Origin of the sequence: Brevundimonas fontaquae, assembly GCF_017086445.1 — a bacterium.
Classification (GTDB): domain Bacteria; phylum Pseudomonadota; class Alphaproteobacteria; order Caulobacterales; family Caulobacteraceae; genus Brevundimonas; species Brevundimonas fontaquae.
This window is the reverse complement of the sequence record NZ_CP070968.1, coordinates 1,034,246-1,054,660: the sequence shown is the minus strand read 5'-3', so window position 1 is coordinate 1,054,660 and position 20,415 is coordinate 1,034,246. Positions and strand designations below refer to the sequence as shown.

Annotated in this window: 24 protein-coding genes; 21 read left to right on the top strand and 3 right to left on the bottom strand. The window is 67.5% G+C overall.

Features of this window, described 5'->3' with window-relative positions; genetic code table 11:
* Nucleotides 1-12: 12 nt before the first annotated feature.
* The 10 genes from dsbD (at nt 13) to JX001_RS05060 (ending at nt 10,021) form a co-directional block, all read left to right on the top strand.
* Nucleotides 13-1,905: a protein-disulfide reductase DsbD gene (gene dsbD / locus JX001_RS05105; RefSeq protein ID WP_241004767.1), complete on the top strand. Its 1,893-nt coding sequence runs from the start codon at nt 13-15 to the stop codon at nt 1,903-1,905.
* A complete protein-coding gene (locus JX001_RS05100; RefSeq protein ID WP_205682561.1) occupies nt 1,902-2,696 on the top strand; it encodes a TlpA disulfide reductase family protein in 795 nt (264 codons plus the stop codon). The genes dsbD and JX001_RS05100 overlap by 4 nt, the downstream gene beginning before the upstream one ends.
* A 23-nt stretch (nt 2,697-2,719) precedes the next feature.
* Entirely contained in the window at nt 2,720-3,394 is a 675-nt protein-coding gene (locus tag JX001_RS05095) for a DsbA family protein (RefSeq protein ID WP_205682560.1), read from the top strand.
* Between the two features lie 8 nt (nt 3,395-3,402).
* Nucleotides 3,403-4,830, top strand: a complete 1,428-nt coding sequence (locus JX001_RS05090; RefSeq protein WP_205682559.1) for a bifunctional metallophosphatase/5'-nucleotidase — start codon at nt 3,403-3,405, stop codon at nt 4,828-4,830.
* 11 nt (nt 4,831-4,841) lie between these two features.
* Entirely contained in the window at nt 4,842-5,459 is a 618-nt protein-coding gene (locus tag JX001_RS05085; RefSeq protein WP_241004766.1) for an SAM-dependent methyltransferase, read from the top strand.
* A 26-nt stretch (nt 5,460-5,485) separates the two neighbouring features.
* On the top strand, nt 5,486-6,010 hold the full coding sequence (locus JX001_RS05080) for a DsrE family protein (protein ID WP_205682558.1): 525 nt from the start codon (nt 5,486-5,488) through the stop codon (nt 6,008-6,010).
* A gap of 99 nt (nt 6,011-6,109) precedes the next feature.
* Entirely contained in the window at nt 6,110-6,760 is a 651-nt protein-coding gene (locus JX001_RS05075; RefSeq protein ID WP_205682557.1) for a peroxiredoxin, read from the top strand.
* Nucleotides 6,761-6,825: 65 nt separating this feature from the next.
* Complete coding sequence (locus JX001_RS05070; RefSeq protein WP_205682556.1) at nt 6,826-7,725, top strand: MBL fold metallo-hydrolase; 900 nt, start codon at nt 6,826-6,828, stop codon at nt 7,723-7,725.
* Entirely contained in the window at nt 7,725-8,498 is a 774-nt protein-coding gene (locus tag JX001_RS05065; protein ID WP_205682555.1) for a substrate-binding domain-containing protein, read from the top strand. The genes JX001_RS05070 and JX001_RS05065 overlap by 1 nt, the downstream gene beginning before the upstream one ends.
* Before the next feature lie 35 nt (nt 8,499-8,533).
* The gene (locus tag JX001_RS05060) at nt 8,534-10,021 is read left to right on the top strand and encodes a L,D-transpeptidase family protein (RefSeq protein ID WP_205682554.1); all 1,488 of its coding nucleotides are present in this window, start codon (nt 8,534-8,536) and stop codon (nt 10,019-10,021) included.
* Between the two features lie 3 nt (nt 10,022-10,024).
* On the opposite strand, the gene JX001_RS05055 is transcribed toward JX001_RS05060, so the two are convergent.
* From JX001_RS05055 to JX001_RS05045, 3 genes are read right to left on the bottom strand one after another with little or no spacing between them, the layout of a single operon-like run.
* Nucleotides 10,025-10,420: a cupin domain-containing protein gene (locus JX001_RS05055; RefSeq protein ID WP_205682553.1), complete on the bottom strand. Its 396-nt coding sequence runs from the start codon at nt 10,418-10,420 to the stop codon at nt 10,025-10,027.
* A gap of 25 nt (nt 10,421-10,445) precedes the next feature.
* Entirely contained in the window at nt 10,446-10,874 is a 429-nt protein-coding gene (locus JX001_RS05050) for an ArsR/SmtB family transcription factor (protein WP_205682552.1), read from the bottom strand.
* Entirely contained in the window at nt 10,871-11,530 is a 660-nt protein-coding gene (locus JX001_RS05045; protein WP_241004765.1) for a peroxiredoxin, read from the bottom strand. Before JX001_RS05045 ends, JX001_RS05050 begins: the two co-directional genes overlap by 4 nt.
* Nucleotides 11,531-11,634: 104 nt before the next feature.
* Between JX001_RS05045 and JX001_RS05040 the strand changes: the two genes are divergently transcribed.
* From JX001_RS05040 to JX001_RS04995, 11 genes are all read left to right on the top strand, one after another.
* Complete coding sequence (locus tag JX001_RS05040; protein WP_205682551.1) at nt 11,635-12,573, top strand: MBL fold metallo-hydrolase; 939 nt, start codon at nt 11,635-11,637, stop codon at nt 12,571-12,573.
* Between the two features lie 9 nt (nt 12,574-12,582).
* Nucleotides 12,583-13,017: a YeeE/YedE family protein gene (locus tag JX001_RS05035; protein WP_205682550.1), complete on the top strand. Its 435-nt coding sequence runs from the start codon at nt 12,583-12,585 to the stop codon at nt 13,015-13,017.
* The gene (locus tag JX001_RS05030; protein WP_205682549.1) at nt 13,014-13,433 is read left to right on the top strand and encodes a DUF6691 family protein; all 420 of its coding nucleotides are present in this window, start codon (nt 13,014-13,016) and stop codon (nt 13,431-13,433) included. Before JX001_RS05035 ends, JX001_RS05030 begins: the two co-directional genes overlap by 4 nt.
* 29 nt (nt 13,434-13,462) lie before the next feature.
* Nucleotides 13,463-13,885: a protein tyrosine phosphatase family protein gene (locus JX001_RS05025; RefSeq protein WP_205682548.1), complete on the top strand. Its 423-nt coding sequence runs from the start codon at nt 13,463-13,465 to the stop codon at nt 13,883-13,885.
* Nucleotides 13,882-15,159: an NAD(P)/FAD-dependent oxidoreductase gene (locus JX001_RS05020; protein WP_205682547.1), complete on the top strand. Its 1,278-nt coding sequence runs from the start codon at nt 13,882-13,884 to the stop codon at nt 15,157-15,159. The genes JX001_RS05025 and JX001_RS05020 overlap by 4 nt, the downstream gene beginning before the upstream one ends.
* Nucleotides 15,160-15,167: 8 nt before the next feature.
* Entirely contained in the window at nt 15,168-15,962 is a 795-nt protein-coding gene (locus JX001_RS05015; protein WP_054764183.1) for a sulfite exporter TauE/SafE family protein, read from the top strand.
* Nucleotides 15,963-15,971: 9 nt separating this feature from the next.
* Entirely contained in the window at nt 15,972-17,399 is a 1,428-nt protein-coding gene (locus tag JX001_RS05010; protein WP_205682546.1) for a cytochrome ubiquinol oxidase subunit I, read from the top strand.
* A complete protein-coding gene (gene cydB, locus JX001_RS05005; protein WP_205682545.1) occupies nt 17,389-18,390 on the top strand; it encodes a cytochrome d ubiquinol oxidase subunit II in 1,002 nt (333 codons plus the stop codon). Before JX001_RS05010 ends, cydB begins: the two co-directional genes overlap by 11 nt.
* Entirely contained in the window at nt 18,390-18,518 is a 129-nt protein-coding gene (locus JX001_RS16370; RefSeq protein WP_255413955.1) for a hypothetical protein, read from the top strand. The genes cydB and JX001_RS16370 overlap by 1 nt, the downstream gene beginning before the upstream one ends.
* On the top strand, nt 18,515-19,000 hold the full coding sequence (locus JX001_RS05000; RefSeq protein WP_205682544.1) for a methyltransferase family protein: 486 nt from the start codon (nt 18,515-18,517) through the stop codon (nt 18,998-19,000). The genes JX001_RS16370 and JX001_RS05000 overlap by 4 nt, the downstream gene beginning before the upstream one ends.
* Nucleotides 19,001-19,101: 101 nt before the next feature.
* A complete protein-coding gene (locus tag JX001_RS04995; RefSeq protein WP_205682543.1) occupies nt 19,102-20,415 on the top strand; it encodes an alginate export family protein in 1,314 nt (437 codons plus the stop codon).

Below are 20,415 nucleotides of genomic sequence, written 5' to 3'. Positions count from 1 at the left end.
GACGAGATGGCCATGAGGTTTTTCCGCCGACTGCTGCCCGCCGCTCTCGCAATCCTGTCCTTCGCCCTGCCGGGTTCGGCTCTGGGTCAGGCTCCGCTTTCGCCCGACAAGGCCTTCGCCCTGACGGTGACGCGCGAGGCTGACGGCGACCTGGCCTTCGCCTGGGACATCGCGCCCGGCCACTATCTCTATCGCGATCACACCGTCGCCAGCACGCCGGGCGGGAAACAGTCGCTGCTGCTTGAACTGGCCGCTGGTGAAACCAAGGACGATCCGGGCTTCGGCGTCGTCGACGTCTGGCATGATGCAGGTCGCGCGACCCTGTCGGCCCGGACGTTGACGCAGGCGGGCGAGCCGACGTCGGTCAACATCACCTATCAGGGCTGCCTCGAGGACTCGATCTGCTACCCGCCGATGACACGCACCATCGACGTGCCGACCCGGCCGCAGTCCGACGTGGCCGCGCGGGAGGCCGATGCGCAGACCGCACAGGCCGCCGCCATGCTGGCGATCCAGGCGCCTGACGCTCTACCCGCGGCTGCGAGTCAGGAGGGCGCGTCGGCGCCTTCGCCGGTCGCATCATCGCCGGCGGTCACTCTGGACGCCAACCCGGGCTTCGTCGATCGTCTGGCGCTGCAGGGCGGGGCGACCTGGGTTCTCCTCGCCTTCTTCGGTTTCGGCGTGCTGCTGGCCTTCACGCCCTGCGTCTTTCCCATGTATCCGATTCTGGCTGGCGTCATCGGACGCGGCGTGGACGGGCGCGGTACGCGCCGAGGCCTGACGCTCTCGGTCGCCTATGTGCTCGGCCTCTCCATCGCCTTCGCCCTCCTGGGCGTCGCGGCCGCCTGGTCCGGACAGAACCTGCAGATGGCGCTCCAGTCTGTTTGGGCCGTGGGCGCGCTCGCTGTCGTCTTCGTCATCCTCGCCGCGTCGATGTTCGGCGGCTTCGAGCTGCAACTGCCCTCGGCCTGGACCAGCCGCCTCTCCCGCGACGGCGGCGATGGGCGGCGCTCCCTGCCCTCAGCCGCAGGTCTGGGCTTCGTCTCCGCCCTTATCGTGGGGCCTTGCGTCACCGCGCCCCTGGCGGGCGCCCTGCTCTACATCGCCCAGACCGGCGACGTTGGGCTGGGCGCGGCGGCCCTGTTCTTCCTGGGCCTGGGCAAGGGGGTGCCGTTGATCGTGTTCGGCACGGTCGGCGCGCGCTTCCTGCCCAAGGCTGGGCCGTGGATGGACCGGGTCAAGATGCTGTTCGGCTTCATCTTCCTGGGCATGGCCTGGTGGCTGGCCGGCCGCATCCTGCCGCCGACGGCGACGCTGGTTCTCGGCGCGGCGCTGGCGCTCGGTCTGGCTGCCGCCCTCGGCCTGTTCCAGCCCCTCAGCCCAAACCTGAGAAGCGGCGTCGCCCGCGTCGCCGGCCTGGCGGCCGCGACCTGGGGCCTGTTACAGCTGGTCGGACTTAGTCTCGGGGCGGACGACCCGTGGCGCCCGCTCGAACCCCTGGCGCGTCCCGCCGGAGTCACAGCCGACGCGCCGGTGGAGACCGCGGCGGTCGTGCTCGATCAGGCCGCGCTGGACCGCGCCGTCGCCGATGCCGGCGCCCGCGAACGTCCCGCCCTGGTCTATTTCACCGCCGACTGGTGCGTCAGCTGCAGGGTGATCGAGCGGACGGTGTTCGAGGACCCCGCCGTGATCGCCGGCCTTTCGGAAACCGACCTGATCAAGGTCGACGTCACGCGCAGCACCCCCGAGGCGCGCGCGCTTCTTGAGCGGCACGGGGTGGTCGGGCCGCCGACGATGATTTTCCTGTCGCCTTCGGCGACTGAAGCGCCGGGTAGCCGGTTGATCGGAGAGATGTCAGCCGAAGACGTCGCCTCCGCCCTGCAGAGCGCCGGAGCCGCCGCATGAACGCCATCACCCTGGGTCCGCTCGTCCTGTCGGGCGAACGGTTCGCCATCATCGCAGGCGTATTCGTCTTCATGATCGGCGCCGGACTGCTGGCCAGCCGTGTCAGCCCGCGCTTCAACCTGTGGAGCACCGTTCTGGTGTTCGGCGGTCTGGCGGCCGCCCGCCTCGGTCACGTGGCGACGCATTGGGAGTATTTCGGCGCCGACCCGTGGCGGGCGTTCGCGGTCTGGCAGGGCGGGTTCAGCTGGATCTGGGTCGCGCCGGTCGTGATCCTGGCCACCTTCCTGCTGCTGCGCACCCCGCGCGAACGCGCTTGGGCCATTGCGCCTGTCCTGGCCAGCGCCCTGGTTTGGACGACCGCCCATCAATTGGCGTCGGCGACGCAGCCCATGGCGCCGCCCGCCCTGACGCTGGCGGCGATGGACGGCCCGCCCGTCGACCTTTCCGCTCCGGGCGACCGGCCCACGGTGATCAATCTCTGGGCCACCTGGTGCCCGCCATGCCGACGAGAGATGCCGGCCTTGGCTCAGGCCGAGAAAGCTCATCCGAACGTGCGCTTCCTCTTCGTCAACCAGGGCGAGGGCGAGGCCGGCGTTCGCGCCTTCCTCCAGAGCCAGGGACTGGCGCTCGACCATGTCCTGTTCGACGAGGCCATGGCGGTGCCGCGCCACTACGGCACGGCCGGCATTCCGGTGACCCTGTTCCTCCACGCCGACGGCCGTCTAGCCAAGGCCCACATGGGGGAAATCGCCCCCGAACAGATCGCGACCGAAATCGCGCGTCTGCATTGACCCCCTCGCCCCACGGAGCATTCATGAACCGCACCTTCGCCCCCGCTCTCGCCGCCGTTCTGGCGCTCGCCGCCTGCGGCCCCGCCGACGCTGACAACGGCGCGGCGCCCGCCAGCCCTGCCGCCGCCTCTGGACAGGACATGCCCGCCATCGCCCAGGTCGGTTTCAACGATCTGCTTCGGGATCCGGCCGCGCCCTTCATCGGCGCCGAGAACGCCGATGTGACCATTATCGGCTTCGTCGATTACAACTGCCCCTACTGCAAGAAGATGCAGCCCGAGATCGACGGCCTGCTGAAGGCGGACCCCAAGGTTCGCGTCCTGTACAAGGACTGGCCGATCTTCGGCGACGTCTCGGAGACCGCCGCCCGGACCGCCCTGGCCGCCGGCTATCAGGGCAAGTATGAGGCCGTCCATAACGCCTTCATGCTGTCGCCGTCGCGCATCGCCGACCAGGCGGACATCACGCGTCTGGTCCAGTCGGCCGGCGTAGACATGGCGCGCCTGAACCAGGACCTGGCCGATCACCGCGCAGACATCGACGCCGTGCTGGACCGCAATGGCCGAGAGGCGGCGGCTTTGGCCCTGCAGGGCACGCCCGCCTTTATCATTAACGGCAATCTGATCCCTGGCGGCATGCCCCAGGCGCAACTGGAGGCCGTGATCGGTCGTATTCGTTCCGGACAACCGCTGCGCTGAGACCGACCATGACCGACCTGACCCTGCTCCAGCTGAACGACCTGCACGGTTACCTCGAGCCGCATCCCGAACTGGTGCGCACCGAAGGCGGCTGGCGGTTCGAGCGGCTGGGCGGGGTCGCCCGCATCGCCCGCATCTTCGAAGAGGCGCGCGCCGAAGGTCCGTGCCTGACCCTGGACAACGGCGACACCTTCCACGGCACGCGGGTCGCCGTCGCCAGCCGGGGCGAGGCGCTGGTTCCGATCATGAACGCCCTGAAGATCGACGCCATGACAGCGCACTGGGAATTCGCCTATGGGCCTGCGGGATTCAAGGCGCTCGCTTCAAGGCTCGATTATCCCGTTCTGGCCGCCAACGTCTTCCGCAAAGACGACGGCGCGCCGGTGTTCGAAGGGCGCCGCATCTTCGAGCGCGGTGGTCTGAGGATCGGCGTGATCGGCCTGGCCTGTCCTATTGTCGACAAGACCATGCCCCCTGCCTTCTCCGAAGGCGTGCGGTTTGAAATGGGGGTGGCCGAAGCCCGCGAGCAGTTGCACCGGCTCCGGGAGGAGAAGGTCGATCTGGTCGTGCTGCTGTCGCACCTGGGCTTTCCACAGGATCTGAAGTTGGCCGCGGAAACGCCGGGCCTCGACGTGATCCTGAGCGGCCACACCCATAACCGCCTGCACGAACCGGCGCGCGTCGGCGACACCCTGATTATCCAGTCCGGATGCCACGGCGCCTATGTCGGTCGGCTTGATCTGGAGATTGCAGACGGCCGCGTATCCCTGCGGCGGCATCGGCTCATTGCCGTGGACCCTGGCCCCGAAGACGATCACGTCGCCGGCTTGGTGGAGACGGCCCTGGCTCCCGAGCGGGAGCGTCTGGCGCGCGTGGTCGGCCGCACGGCCCTGCCCCTGCATCGCTACGCCATGGCCAGCGCGCCTATGGACGACGTTCTTCTGGCGGCGGTCGCCACGGCAGCCGAGGTCGAGGTCGCCTTCTCTAACGGCTGGCGCTACGGCGCGCCGGTCGCCCCGGGTCCGGTCACCTTGGGCGACCTCTACAACATCGTGCCGATGAATCCCCCGATCTCGCGCACGACGCTGACAGGAGCCGAGCTGAAGGCCATGCTCGAAGAGAATCTGGAGCGCACCTTCGCCGCGGACCCGTATGAGCAGATGGGCGGCTATATCAAACGCTGCCGGGGGCTGACGGCTTTCGTCAAGCTTGAGAATCCGAAGGGGCAGCGCCTCGACCGCCTCCTGATCGGAGGTCGCCCGATCGAGCCGGACAGGGATTACCGGGTCGCCTTCATCACCGCCCAGGGCGTGCCCAAACGCTACGGCCGCGATCGCCAGACGCTGGGCATATCCGCTGTTGAAGCGCTGGAGACCTGGTTCGCCGATCATACACCCGGCGAGACCGACCTGCCCGCCAGCGTCCTGATCATCTGAAAGACACCCTTATGGACCCCATCACCGCGCGCGACTTCTGGAACACCCGCTACGACCGTCAGGACTATCTGTTCGGCGAAGCCCCCAATGCCTTTCTGGCCGCCCAAATCGATCGACTGACGCCGGGCATGACGGCGCTGGCGGTCGCCGACGGCGAGGGTCGAAACGGCGTATGGCTCGCCGAACAGGGCCTGACCGTCACGACCACCGACATCGCCCCTCGCGCGATCGAGAAGGCGCTCGCCCTGGCCAAGCGACGCGGGGTCGCGCTGGACGCTCAGTTGGCGGATCTCGAAACCTGGGCCTGGCCGCAGGACGCCTTCGACGTCGTGGTCGCCGTCTTCATTCAGTTCGCCCCGCCTGCCCGGCGCGACCGGATCTTCGAGCGTATGAAGGCGGCGGTGAAGCCTGGCGGCCTGGTCCTGCTGCAGGGCTATCGGCCGGAACAGATCGCCTATGGTACGGGCGGCCCGGGGCAGGTCGAGAACCTCTACACCGAGGCGCTGCTCCGCGACGCCTTCGCCGACTTCGATATTCTGCATTTGAGAGGCCACGACAGCGACGTCTCGGAGGGCGCAGGCCACTGTGGCCGTTCGGCCCTCATCGACCTGATCGCCCGTCGCCCCTGACCCATCGCCTCGCATCGGAGCCCGCCATGAAGACCCTCCTCCTCGCCTTGACCCTGGCCGCCTCCGTTGCGGCCTCCCCCAGCTTCGCTCAGGCCGTCTCAGGTTTTGGCGGTTTCAAACCTCTGCCCGAGGCCGGCGAACAGCCGGATCCGTCGCGCGTCTACCAGGTCATCTTCGACGTCTCCCAGGGCGGTCCGGACGACAAGGTGTTGAAGGGGCTGGATCGTGTCGCGCGGCTGGCGAATATGCTGGCGGCGGGCGGCGTCGATGCCGACCATCGTCAGATCGTGGTCGTGCTGCATGGCGCCGCCACCCTTGGGGTTCTCTCCGATGCCGCCTGGGCCGCGCGCGGCAAGGGCGACATCAATCCCAACAGCGCCCTGATACGCGCTCTTATCGCCGGCGGCGTTCAGGTCCGGCTGTGCGGTCAGGCCATGGCGGGCGCAGGTATTACGCCAGCCGAACTGGAGCCGGGCGTGACCGTGGACCTCGCCGCCCTGATGACGGTCATCCACCACCAACAGGCAGGATATGCCTTGGTTGTGAACTGACGGACCGGCATAGGCGGAACCTTTCCTGGCCATAAGAACTATTCGTTTGTGTAAGTATGTATGTAAGTGTTTGGTGGGCTGTCTGAAGGAGACAACGACATGACTGGACTGCCCCGCCTCAACGAACCCGCCCCTGACTTTCGCGCCCGCACCACCCACGGTGATCGCAGCCTGGCCGATTACCGCGGCAAATGGCTGATCCTCTTTTCCCACCCCTCGGACTTCACCCCGGTCTGCACGACCGAGTTCATTGGCTTCGCCAAGCACGCGGATGAATTCGCCGCGATGAATTGCGAGCTCCTGGGGCTCTCCATCGACAGTATTTTCTCTCATCTGGCCTGGACGCGGAACATCAAGGAGAAGTTCGGCGTCCAAATCCCCTTCCCCATCATCGAGGATCTGAAGATGGAAGTGGCCCAGGCCTACGGGATGATCCATCCCGGCGCCGCCGACACCTCGGCCGTTCGCGCCACCTTCCTGATCGATCCGGAAGGCAAGCTGCGCGCCATGGTCTACTACCCCATGAGCAATGGCCGCAGCATTGAAGAGTTCGTCCGGCTTCTCACCGCCCTGCAGGCGTCCGACGCCAACGGGGTCGCAACGCCTGAAAACTGGCGCCCTGGCCAACCCGCCATCGTCCCCCCGCCCAAGACCGCCGAGGCGGCCGAAGCCCGCGCTTCGGAGGGTTATGACTACACCGACTGGTACTTTTCGACGCGCGACCTCCCCGACGCCCCGAAAGCCGCCTGATCAGACGCCGGCCGGACCGCGAAAGGGGTCCGGCCTTTCTCTCAACGATGTCAAACGGAGCCTTCATGCAGATCATCGAACACGGCGGGGCCCGCATCGCGGCGCTTCACGACAAGAAGACCGGCAGCTGGCAGTACGTCGTCTCCGACCCGGGCACCCGAAAATGCGCGATCATCGATCCGGTCTGGGATTTCGACGAGAAGGCGGCGGCGACATCGACGCGCAACGCTGACGCCATTCTCAAATACGTCGAGGCCGAGGGCCTGACCGTCGAATGGTTGCTGGACACCCATCCCCATGCCGACCATTTCTCGGCCGCGCCCTATCTCAACGAGAAGCTAGAGGCTCCAACCGCCATCGGCGAGAAAGTGGTTGGCGTCCAGAGGCTGTGGAAGGACATCTACGGCTTGGACGACGACTTCCCGGCCGATGGTCGCCAGTGGGACAGACTCTTCCAGGCCGGTGATGCGTTCGCCGTCGGCGACCTGCCGGGGCGGGTCATCTTCTCCCCAGGCCACACTCTGGCGTCCATCACCTATGTGATTGGCGGCAACGCCTTCGTCCACGACACTCTGATGATGCCGGATGCGGGCACCTCGCGCGCCGACTTCCCGGGCGGCGACTCCAAGGCGCTCTACGAAAGCATCCAAGACATCCTGGCCTTGCCCGAGGACACGGGCGTCTTCGTCGGCCACGACTATGGCCCCGATGGCCGCGAGCCCGCCTGCTTCAGCACTGTGCGTGAGCAGAAGGCGGACAATATCCATGTCGGCGGCGGGCGGAGCGAGGCGGATTTCGTTCGGCTTCGTGACGGGCGGGACGCTACCCTGCCCTTGCCGAACCTGATGCTCTACGCGCTTCAGGTGAACATTCGCGGCGGCGTCCTGCCGCCGCCCTCCGAGGACGGCCGCATCTATTTCAAGATCCCCGCCAATCACTTCGCCCCGCCCCAGGAGACTCGTTGATGCGTCCTTCCACACTGGCGCTAGTCGCCCTTTTAAGCGCGACGGCCCTGGCCGCCCAGGCGCAGTCGCCTGCCGATCCTCTTCATGTCTACGGTCCCGGCGGCCCCGCCCCCGCCATGCGTGACGCAGCGAAGGCCTATGAAACGCGTACCGGTCGCGCGGTGGCCGTCGTCGCTGGACCGACGCCCCAATGGCTTGATCAGGCCAAGGCGGACGGCGACCTGATCTTCTCCGGCTCGGAGACGATGATGACCGACTTCGTCAGCGCTCTGGACGGACGCATCCGCGCCGAGGCGGTCGAGCCGCTCTATCTGCGGACGTCCTCTATCCTCGTGCGGCCGGGAAATCCGGACGGCATCGGCGGCCTGGAAGATCTCTTCCAGCCGGGTCGCCGGGTCTTGGTCGTCAATGGCGCGGGCCAGAACGGCCTGTGGGAGGATATGGCCGGCCGCACCGGCGACATCGCCAAGGTCCGGGCGCTGCGTCACAACATCGTCGTCTATGCCCGCAACAGCGCCGAGGCCCGCCAGGCCTGGATTGACGACCCGACGCTGGACGCGTGGATCATCTGGGGCATCTGGCAGGTCGCCAATCCGACCCTCGCTGATGTGGTCGAGGTCGAAGAGCCCTATCGCATCTACCGCGACGCCGGCGCCGTGGTGACGGACACTGGCCGCCAGGACGCCGACGCCCAGCCCTTCCTCGACTTTTTGAAGTCCGACGAGGGGGCCGCCATCTTCGCGCGTTGGGGCTGGCGGACCGGCCAACCTTAAGCCTGCCTTAAGGTTGGAGCCGACCTATCCGCGGCATGGCCAACCGTCGCTCCGTCACCTTGAACCGTCGACACCTGCTGGCGGCGGCCGCAGCGCCGCTCTGGGCCTCGACGGCGGCGCGCGCCGCACCCGCATCCTTCAACATCACTGCCCTGACCAGAGCCTTCTACGCCGCCCGAGGCGGTCGTCCCGCCTGGTCGGGGCCATCGCGCCGGCAAGCCATGGACGCCTTGGCCCTGGCGGACCGCCACGGCCTAGCGGCGCCCGACGGCCTCGCCCTAAGCGAAGCCGAACTGACCCAGGCCATCCTGACCCTGGCCGAGGCGCTCGCCCACGGTCGGGTCGACCCGGCATCAGTCGAGACCCTTTGGGAAATGGGTCGCAACCAGGTCGATACGCCGCCGCTGCTGGCGAAGGCGGTCGATGACGGAACCTTGGCCGAGACCATGGCCGGCCTCGCGCCCCAGGACCGCGGTTATCAGGGCCTGTGCGACGGCTTCCTCCGCTATCGCGCCATCGCCGATCGCGGCGGCTGGCCGGCCTTCGCCCTGGGCGCGACGATCGAACCGTTTGCGTCGGACCCCCGCCTTCCCGCCCTCCTGCCACGCCTTAGGGTGGAAGGTGATCTCAGCGACGCCGCCGCCTCGATGGTGGGTTCGTCCGGCGGTGACTACGGATCGGTGCTTCAAGAGGCCATTCGGGCGTTCCAGGTGCGCCACGGCCTGGAGACGGACGCCCGCATCGGCCCGGCGACCCAGCGGGCGCTGTCGATTTCAGCCGAGGCCCGCGCGCGCCAGATCGCGCTCAATCTGGAACGCCGCCGCTGGCTGAAGCGGGACGTCGCGCCGGAACGGATTGAGGTGAACACCGCCGCCTCCATCATGGTCTACTGGAAGGACGGACGCCCCGTGCATTCGATGCGAGTGGTGACGGGCGATGCTGACAATGCGACGCCCAGCCTCGAACGGCCCTTCGCCTCGGTCGTCGCCAATCCGCCCTGGACGGTGCCGACCTCCATCGCCCAGCGCGAAATCCTGCCGCGCGGCGCCGCCTATATGCGGGCGCGCAACATGACGATCCAGAACGGCATGGTGGTGCAGCGCGCGGGTCCGAACGCCGCCTTGGGCCAGGTCAAGTTCGAGCTTCAGGACAGCTACGCCATCTTCCTGCACGACACCCCTTCGCGGGGCGCGTTCAACCAGAGCTTCCGGCATCTGAGCCATAGCTGCGTGCGGGTGCAGGACGCGGTCGGCTTCGCTCGGCTTCTGCTCGCGCCCGACCCCGCAAGGCTCGCCCGATTCGACGCCGCGCTGGACAGCGGCGAGACCGTCCGGGTGGCGACCGGTCGGCCGATCGACGTACGCCTGCTGTATTGGACCGCTTTCCTGGACGGCCAGGGCCGCGTCGCTTTTCGCGATGACATCTATCGTCGCGACACCCGGCTGGCGGAGGCCCTGGGTATCGCTCTCAACCTGCCACGGCCCGACGACCGACGCGCCGATGCGGACGACGTCGGCCCCTAGCGGCTATTCAGTCGTGCGGCCGTCGAAATGCTCGTGGTCGGCAGAGGCCTCATCCACTGTGACGTGAACCGTCCCCTCGAGATGCTCTGGCGGACCGTAGAGGGTGTAGAGCCGAAGCGGTTCGGAACCCGTGCTGACCACATTGTGGCGCGCCCCCTGAGGAACGATGACGCCGTCGTCCGCCTTCACCGCGTGACGAACGCCGTCGATCCAGATTTCGCCCTCGCCGGCCTCGATGCGGAAGAACTGGTCGCGGTCGTCGTGGACCTCTTCGCCGATCTCCTGACCGGGCGGAATGGCCATGAGGACGAGTTGCAGATTGTGGCCGGTATAGAGAACACGGCGAAAGTCTGTGTTCTCCTCGGTCAGACGTTCGATATTGTCGATGAAGCCCTTCATGGGTTTCTCCTGCGCGGGTTGGCCGTCAGCGACGTGCGACGGCGGTGATACGCGCGAATTGCGCCGTGTCGCCACGCGCCGGGGTCGATGGGCGGGGCGCGTCAGCGGCAGCGGCAGCGGCGCGCGCGCCGACCGCCTTCGCATCGCCGCAGAAGATTTCGTAGAGCATGCCCATGACCGCCTGGGCCCGCTCGTCGGCGATCGAATAGAAGATCGAGCGCGACTGACGACGCGTCTTGACCAGACCGTACTGGCGCAGCTCAGCCAGCTGCTGGGACAGCGCCGGCTGTTTGATGCCCAGGTCCGCCTCGAGCTGACCGACCGAGCGCTCCTCCTCGGCGATATGGCACAGGATCAGCAGCCGGTTGGCGTTGGCCAGCTGCCGCAACAGCTCTGCGGCCTCCGGCGCCTTTTCCTTCAACCGCTCCATGGCGGCCGCTTGATCGTCGGTCATGCGCGGCGCTCGCGATAATACCAAGGCGCATCGCCTTCACCGTCGGCGATGGCGGCGTCGAGGGTGGTGGCGGCCGGCTCCAGCAGGGCGTCGCCGGGCATCCAGCCCGCCGGCGTAGAGGCCGCCTCGCGGTCCGAGGTCTGCAAGGCGGTGACGAGGCGCAGCAGTTCATCAACCGAGCGGCCGATGTTCATCGGGTACCAGCTGATGGCGCGCACCACGCCTTCGGGATCGATCACGAAGGTGGCGCGCACCGTCGCGCTGTCGCTCGAACCGGCGTCCACCATGCCGAAGGCGTGGCCGATGGCCATGGAGGGATCCTCGATGATCGGGAACGGCACCTTCACGCCGAAGCGGCGATAGATGTCCTTCAGCCAGGCCAGGTGCGAATAGAGGCTGTCCACCGACAGGGCCATCAGATCGCACTCGATCGCCGCGAAGGCCTCGGCCTGCCGGGCCAGGGCCACGAACTCGCTGGTGCAGACCGGCGTGAAGTCCGCTGGATGCGAGAACAAAACCAGCCAACGTCCACGATAGTCGCTGAGGCGCTTTTCGCCCTGCGTCGTGCGCGCGCTGAAGTCCGGCGCCGTATCGTTGATGCGCAGGGCGCGCATTGCGGGGGGATAGACGGCTGGCCCGGTGTCGATCGTTTCCATAGCCGCAAGCTAAGCGCTTCCCACCGTTTCCGCTACATTAAAATACATACTTGCACGAACTATGAATGGGTATATGTGTTGAGTCACCGAAACGGAGACACGCCATGTCCTCGCCCATCCCCGATCCCACCCGCGACCACGCCGCCGACATCGTGCGCGCCGCGCTGGGCGATCCTCGCCAGCGCCCTGTCGTCAGGTCATTCTTCGACGAGGCCACCTTCACCGTCAGCCATGTCGTGCGCGATCCCGGCTCCGACGTCTGCGCCATCATCGACAGCGTGCTCGACTACGATCCGGCGTCCGGCCGCACCGCCCACGCCTCGGCGGACGCCCTCATTGATTACGTGAAATCCGAAGGTCTCACGGTCCAGTGGCTGTTGGAGACCCACGCCCACGCCGATCACCTGTCGGCGGCGCCCTATCTCCAAGAAAAGCTCGGCGGTCAGCTGGCCATCGGCCATGAGATCCTCACCGTCCAGGCGGTCTTCGGCAAGATATTCAACGAAGGGACCGACTTCCGCCGCGACGGCAGCCAGTTCGACCATCTGTTCAACGACGGCGACCGGTTCGAGATCGGCGGGCTCAAGGCCACGGTCCTGCATGTGCCCGGCCACACCCCGGCCTGTCTGGCCTATGTCATCGGCGACGCCGTCTTCCCGGGCGACACCCTGTTCATGCCGGATTACGGGTCCGCGCGCTGCGACTTCCCCGGCGGAGACGCCCGGACGCTGTATCGCTCCATCCATCGTTTGACCGCCCTGCCGGACGAGGCGCGGGTGTTCCTGTGCCATGACTATAAGGCCGCCGGGCGGGACGAGTTCGCCTGGGAGACGACGATCGGCGCTCAGCGCACGGGCAATATCCATGTGCGTGACGGTGTCAGCGAGGATGAATTCGTGGCCATGCGGACGCAGAGGGATGCGACCTTGCCCATGCCCAAGCTGATCCTGCCATCAGTGCAGGTGAACATGAACGGCGGCCGTCCGCCCGAGCCTGAGGACAATGGGGTGCGCTACCTCAAGGTCCCGCTGAACGCGATGTGAGGCGGTCAGATGCTTGAGCCCCTCCCCTTCGTCTGGCCGTTGGCCGGCGGTCTGCTGGTCGGCCTGTCCGCCGGTCTCTATCTGTTGCTGAACGGGCGCGTGGCCGGAATCTCGGGCCTAACGGCGGCGGCAACCAGCCTGTCGAAAGGCGCGCCGCGTACCCTGGGCCTCCTTTTCATCGCCGGCCTGTTGGGCGGAGCGGCCCTCGCCTCGGCGCTGATCCGCAGGCCCGAGGTGCAGATCACCTCGGAGATCTGGCTGCTGGTGCTCGGCGGCCTGATCGTCGGCTTCGGCACGCGTTGGGGCTCGGGCTGCACCAGCGGCCACGGCGTCTGCGGCCTGGCCCGCCTGTCGCCCCGCTCCATCGTCGCCACCGGCGTCTTCATGGCGGTTGCGGCCCTAACCGTCTTCGTCACCCGCCACCTGTTGGGAGGCCTGGCGTGAACCGGCTGATCGTCGCCGTCCTGTGCGGCCTGCTGTTCGGCGCCGGCATGGTGGTGTCCGATATGATCAACCCGGCGCGCGTCCTGGCCTTCCTGGATGTGACGGGCGCGTGGGACACCTCGCTGGCCTTCGTCATGGGCGGGGCGCTGATCCCCTCCGCCATCGCCTATCTGACCCGCCGGCGCATGGATGCTCCGGTCGCGGCCGACACCTTCCATGTGCCTGAGAGCCGCATCATCGACACCCCCTTGGTCGGCGGGGCCGTCCTGTTCGGCCTGGGCTGGGGCCTGGTCGGCCTGTGCCCCGGCCCCGCGCTGGCGGCGCTGACGACCGGCGCCTGGCAGGCCTTCGTCTTCGTCGGCGCCCTCGTGGCCGGCATGGCGCTGTTCCGCCTGACGCTCGACCGAAACGCCTGAACCAGAAAAGACCCTAGGGAGACAAAGCCATGGATATTCGCCCCCTGGACGAGGCCCTGTCCGCCTCGCCCCAGATCGCCCCGGAAGACCTGCCCGCCATCGCGGCCCAGGGGTTCCGGTCGGTGATTTCCAACCGACCCGACGGCGAAGAGCCCGGCCAGCCCAGCGCCGAAGATCTGCGCCAGGCCGCCGAGGCTGCGGGACTGGCTTTCGCCCATGTCCCCGTGGTCGGCGGCGCCATCTCCGACCAGGACGTGGCGGACTTCCGCGAGGCTCTGACCAACCTGCCCCAGCCTGTGTTCGGCTTCTGCCGCACCGGCACGCGCACGACCACCCTGTGGGCGCTGGCGAACGCCAGCGCACAAACTCCTGATCATCTGATCGCCCGCGCCAGGAGCGCCGGCTACGACCTCGGCGCCCTGCGTCCCCGTCTTGAGGGGCCCGCGTCGTGAGCGCCCAGTACGCCCCCCTGGAGTCCTGCGATGTCCTGATCGTCGGCGGTGGATCCGCCGGCATCGCCACAGCCGCCAGCCTCCTGCGCCGTCGCCCGGGTCTCGACGTCCGCATCGTCGAGCCGTCCGAACATCACTACTATCAGCCTGGCTGGACCATGGTCGGCGCCGGCGTCTTCACGCCCGAGCGGACCCGGCGCCGCACCGAGGACCTGATCCCCCAAGGCGCCCAGTGGGTGCGGGGTTCGGTCGCGGCTTTCGACCCCATCCATGATCGCGTCGAACTGACCGACGGCCGCTGGATCGGCTATCGCATGCTGGTCGCAGCGCCGGGATTGAAGCTGGACTGGGGCGCCATTCCGGGCCTGGCCGAAACCCTTGGGCGCAACAACGTCACGTCCAACTACGGCTATGAGACCGCGCCCTACACCTGGAAGCTGGTGCAGGCGATGCAGAGCGGCCGGGCGATCTTCACCCAGCCGCCCATGCCGATCAAATGCGCCGGCGCCCCCCAGAAGGCCATGTATCTGTCGGCCAATCTCTGGCGTGATCACGGCCGAAACGACATCGAGATCGAATTCCACAACGCCGGGCCGGTCTTGTTCGGGGTCAAGGACTACGTCCCGGCCCTGATGGAATATGTCCGCAAATACCGCATCGACCTGAACTTCGGATCGAAGCTGGTCGCGGTGGATGGTCCTGCCAGGACGGCGACCTTCGCCGTGACGAACGCGGACGGCGAAGTCAGTCAGGTTCGGCGCGAGTTCGACTTCCTGCACGTCTGCCCGCCGCAGACCGCGCCGGACTTCATTCGCGAAAGTCCGCTGGCCGCCGAAAGCGGCTGGATCGAGGTGGATGACGCCACCTTGCGCCACAAGCGGTTCGAAAACGTCTTCGGTCTGGGCGACGCCTGTTCGGCGCCCAACGCCAAGACTGCTGCGGCCGCCCGCAAACAGGCGCCCGTGGTGGCCGAGAACATCCTGTCGCTGCTGGACGGCCAGCCGATTCGGGCGGTCTATGACGGCTATGGCTCATGTCCGCTCACGGTCGAGCGCGGCAAGATCGTGCTGGCCGAGTTCGGCTATGGCGGCAAGCTCCTGCCCAGCTTCCCGAAATGGATGCTCGACGGGACCAAGCCGACCCGTCTGGCCTGGCATCTGAAGGCCCAGGCCCTGCCCGAAATCTACTGGCTTGGGATGTTGCGCGGTCGCGAATGGCTGGCCGGCCCCCACCACATCGAACCCGCCCCCCAGCTTCGCCCTGCTGTCGCCTGAGCCTGATCATGGACCTGTCTCCGCTGCAGTACGGCCTCGGCGCCGGCGCCGGCTCGCTCGTCGGCTTCACCCTGGGCCTGGTCGGCGGCGGCGGGTCCATCCTGGCCGTGCCGCTGATCGTCTATCTGGTCGGGGTCAAGGAGCCGCATCTGGCGATCGGCACCAGCGCCTTCGCCGTGGCCGCCAACGCCTTCGCCAATGTGATCAATCATGCCCGCCACGGCACGGTGAAATGGAAAATCGCCAGTCTGTTCGCGGTCGCCGGGGTGCTCGGAGCCTTTCTGGGTTCGAGCCTGGGCAAGGCCGTGGACGGTCAGAAGCTGCTGGCCCTTTTCGCCGTCCTGATGCTTGTCGTCGGCGTACTGATGTTGCGGGGCCGCTCCGCCGGCGGCGACCCGAACGTTCAGCTTGATCGCCGCAATGCACCTAAGCTCGTCGGCACAGGGCTGGCCACGGGCGTGATGTCGGGCTTCTTCGGCATCGGCGGCGGCTTCCTGATCGTGCCTAGCCTGATGTTCTCGACCCGGATGCCGATCTATTATGCGGTTGGCTCATCGCTTGTCGGCGTCACCGCCTTCGGCCTGACCACGGCCTTCAACTACGCCCTGGACGGCTGGGTCGACTGGCCCCTGGCGGCGGTGTTCATCGGCGGCGGCGTACTGGGCGGCCTCGTCGGCGCGCGGTTGGCCAAGGCGCTGTCGGGACAAAAAGGCGTCTTGAACACCGTCTTCGCCGGGCTGATCTTCGTCGTCGCCTTCTATATGCTTTACCGCAGCGCCGGCGCGCTCGGCCTGATTGGTTGAGACATCACCATGGACTTTGACGCCCTGATCCTGGCGCGGATGCAGTTCGCCTTCACCGTCGCCTTCCACATCGTCTTCCCGGCCTTCTCTATCGGCCTGGCCAGCTATCTGGCCGTGCTGGAGGCCCTGTGGCTGAAAACGGGGCGCGAGCTCTATCTGAACCTGTTCAAATACTGGCTGAAGATCTTCGCCGTCGCCTTCGGCATGGGCGTCGTCTCCGGTCTGGTGATGTCCTATCAGTTCGGCACCAACTGGTCGGTCTTCTCCGACAAGGCCGGACCCGTCATCGGCCCCCTCATGGCTTATGAGGTGCTCAGCGCCTTCTTCCTCGAGGCGGGCTTCCTGGGCGTGATGCTGTTCGGCCTGAACCGGGTCGGCAAGAAGCTGCACTTCCTGGCCACCCTGATGGTCGCCATCGGCACCTTCGCCTCGGCCTTCTGGATCCTGTCGGTCAACAGCTGGATGCAGACGCCGCAAGGCTACGCCATCAACGAGGTGGGGCAGTTCATCCCGGCCGACTGGTTCAAGATCGTCTTCAACCCGTCCTTCCCCTATCGCCTCGCCCACATGCTGCTGGCGGCCTATCTGACGACCGGTCTGGTGGTGGGCGCGGTCGGCGCCTTGCACCTGATGAAGGAGCGGACCAACAAGGGCGCGCGCAAGATGTTCGCCATGGCCATGGGCATGATCCTGGTCGCCGCTCCGGTGCAGATCTTCATCGGCGACATGCACGGGTTGAACACCTTGGAGCACCAGCCCGCCAAGGTCATGGCGATGGAAGGCCATTTCCAAAGCCACCCGGACGGGGCGCCGCTGATCCTGTTCGGCCTGCCCGATCGCGAGGCCGCCACCGTCCATGGGGCCGTCGAGGTTCCGAAGCTGTCGTCCCTGATCCTGAAGCACGATCCGAACGCTCCGCTGGCCGGTCTCGACACCATCGCCCGCGCCGACTGGCCTCCGGTGGAGATCGTCTTCTGGTCCTTCCGCGTCATGGTGGGATTAGGCATGGCTATGCTGCTGCTGGGACTGTGGGGACTGTACGCCCGGCTGCGCAAACGCCTTTACGATGCCCCCTGGCTGCACCGCTTCGCCCTGGTCATGGGACCGATGGGTTTCGTCGCCGTGCTGGCCGGCTGGATCACCACGGAAGTCGGCCGTCAGCCCTGGACCGTCTACGGCCTGTTGCGCACCGCCGACAGCGCTGCGCCCCTGGCGGCGCCCGCCGTCGCAACCTCCCTGGCCGCCTTCGCTGTGGTCTATTTCACCGTCTTCGGCGCCGGGGTCTTCTACATCCTGCGTCTGATGAGCCATGCGCCGCACCGGGACGAGCCGGGCGTGGCGGAAACCCCGATCCGCACGGCGGGCATCACCCCCGCCCCCGCCATCGACCCGGACCGCCCCATCCCGACCGGCGAGGAGACCGATCATGAGCGTTGATCTGACCCTGGTCTGGGCCGGCCTGCTGGCCTTCGCCGTCTTCGCCTATATCGTCATGGACGGGTTCGACCTGGGCGTCGGCATCCTGTTCCCGACGCTGAAGGCCGGCGATCAGCGCGACAAGGCGATGAACTCGATCGCTCCGGTGTGGGACGGCAACGAGACCTGGCTGATCCTGGGCGGCGGCGGCCTGTTCGCGGCCTTTCCCCTCGCCTACGCCGTGTTGATGCCGGCGGTCTATACGCCGATCATCGCCATGCTGCTGGGCCTGGTCTTCCGCGGCGTCGCCTTTGAATACCGCTGGCGTACGGTACGGGCCAAGCCCGTCTGGGATGTCGCCTTCTTCGGCGGCTCCCTCTTGGCCGCCTTCTCCCAGGGCGTCACCCTGGGGGCCATCCTGCAAGGGGTCGAGGTGTCGGGCCGCGCCTACGGCGGCGGCTGGTGGGACTGGCTCAGCCCCTTCAGCCTGCTGACCGGCGCCGCCGTCGTCGTCGGCTACGCCCTTCTGGGGGCCACCTGGCTGAACATGAAGACGGAGGGCGCGCTCCAGGCCCACGCCCGCGCCCAGGCCTGGAAACTGGGTCCGGCGACCCTGCTGATGATTGGCGCGGTCAGCCTGGCCACCCCCTTCCTCGACGGCGAATACGCCCGGCGCTGGTTCGACTGGCCCGGCGTGCTTCTGACGGCCCAGGTGCCGTTGCTCGTTCTGATCGTCGCAGCCGCCTTCTTCTGGACCATGCGTCAGAAGCGTGAGGTCTGGCCCTTCCTGCTGTCTCTGGGCCTGTTCGCCGTCACCTTCGCGGGGCTGGGCGTCAGCGTCTTCCCCTACGCTGTGCCCGACGAGATCACCCTGTGGCAGGCCGCCGCCCCCGCCTCCAGCCAGCTGTTCATGCTGGTCGGCGCCCTGATCCTGATCCCGATCATCCTAGCCTACACCGCCTATGCCTACTGGGTGTTTCGCGGCAAGGTCGGCGACGACGGTTACCACTGATGCGTCGCGGCTCAACAAACGGGCTTCGGCAGGGCCTTTGGTTCGTCGCCCTCTGGGTGCTGGGCGTGGGCGTCCTGGGCGTCGTCGCCTATCTGCTGCGCGGCGTTCTCAAGCTGGCCGGCGGGTGAGGCCGCAGGCGCCGAACCGCTGGCCCTGGCCGCCGCTCATCACGGGCGGCGCCGTCCTTGTCGCGCTCATCACGGCGCGTCTATGGACTCCGCCCGCCCTCTTCCCCGGCGCCTTCGCCGCCGGCGGCCTTCTGGTCGGGCTCGCCCTTGGTCTGGACCTCTGGGCCATGCTGGAGATGCGGCGGCGGCGCGCCAACATCCTGCCGCACCGGGCGGCGACCGCCCTGGTCACGACCGGTCCGTTCGCCTGGAGCCGCAACCCGATCTATCTCGCCAACGGCCTGCTGCTGCTCGGCCTCGGGGGCCTGTTCGACAACGCCTCGTTCTTCGTGGCCGCCCCCGTCGCCGCCTTCGCCACCGACCGTCTCGCCATCCGGCGCGAGGAACGACACCTGGCGCTCCTCTTCGGGTCAGCCTGGTCGGCCTACGCCGATCGCGTGCACCGCTGGTTTGGGCGCCGGACGCCGTCGCGGTCACCTTAAGGCTGACTTAAGCTTGACCCGGCTTGTTGCGACAAAACGCAGCAGGAAACGCCGATGGGAGACATCAAGAGGCCCGCGCCAGCCATGGGAACGCGTGTCCGGTGCTGATTTCTATCCTCATGAGCGGCGCCCTCGCCGCCAGCGGGCAGCAGGCGGTCGCCGACAACGGCTGGCGTGTGTCCGGGTCAGCGCGAGCGCGCGGAGAGACGCTGTCTGGCCAGTTTCGTCCAACGGCGGAGCCGAGCGACGCCGTTTTGACGACGCGGCTGACGCTGGCCGTCGAGCGGTATGTGGGTCGCGTGACGTTCGGCGGCGAGCTGTTCGATTCCCGGGCTTTCGGTCAGGGGCCGCGGTCGTCGGTCGGCGTCGGCGAGGTCAATGCGCTGGAGCTGGTGCAGGCTTACGCCAAAGTCCGTCTCGGCGCGGGAGACGCGCGGACATTGCAGCTGGGCCGGTTCACCATGGACCTGGGATCCAAGCGTTTCGTCTCTCGCCAGAACTTCCGCAACACCACAAACGCTTATACCGGCGCCCGTTTCGACACGCCCCTGGCCGACGGGGCGCTGACGGCCTTCTGGGTCATGCCGCAGGTGCGGCTGCCGGACGACAGGGCCGCCATCGAGGACAACCGGGTCGCGTGGGATCGCGAGGATGCCGATCTTCAGTTCGCCGGCCTGTTCTGGACTCGCGACCTCGGCCAGCGGCTGTCGCTCGACCTCTATGTCCTCGGCCTCACCGAAAGCGATGACGCGGACCAGCAGACCCGCAACCGCCGGCTGGCGACGCCCGGCGTCCGTTGGCGCCAGTCGCCGGCGGCCGGGCTATGGGATGTTGAGGTCGAGGCGGCGGCTCAGGTCGGCCAGGTCCGCCGCTTTGCCTCGCCCGCAGACACCCAGGATGTGGAGGTCAGGGCCGGCTTCCTTCATCTGGAGGCAGGCCGCACCTTCAGGCGCCAATGGTCGCCGCGACTGGCGGCCCAGTTCGACTATGTCACGGGTGACGGGGGCCAGGGGGACTATGGCCGGTTCGACACCCTTTATGGCGCACGACGCTTCGAGTTCGGCCCCGCCGGTCTCTACGGCGCGGTCTCACGCGCCAACCTCGTGTCGCCCGGCATACGTCTGGAGGTAAAGCCTAACCGCAAGCTGGACGGCTTCGTCGCTATGCGGGGACTCTGGCTGGAAGACGCGCGCGACAGCCTGGGCGCGACGGGGGTCGTCGACCCGTCGGGCGACAGCGGCCGCTTTGGCGGAACCCAAATCGAGGCGCGGGTTCGCTACAAGCTGACCCCTGACGTCACCTTGGAGACCGGCGGCGCCCGGCTCTTCAAGGGCCGCGCCCTGACCGATGCGCCGAACGCGCCGGCGGCCGACGACACCACCTACGGCTATGTGGACGTGACCTATGCCTTCTGA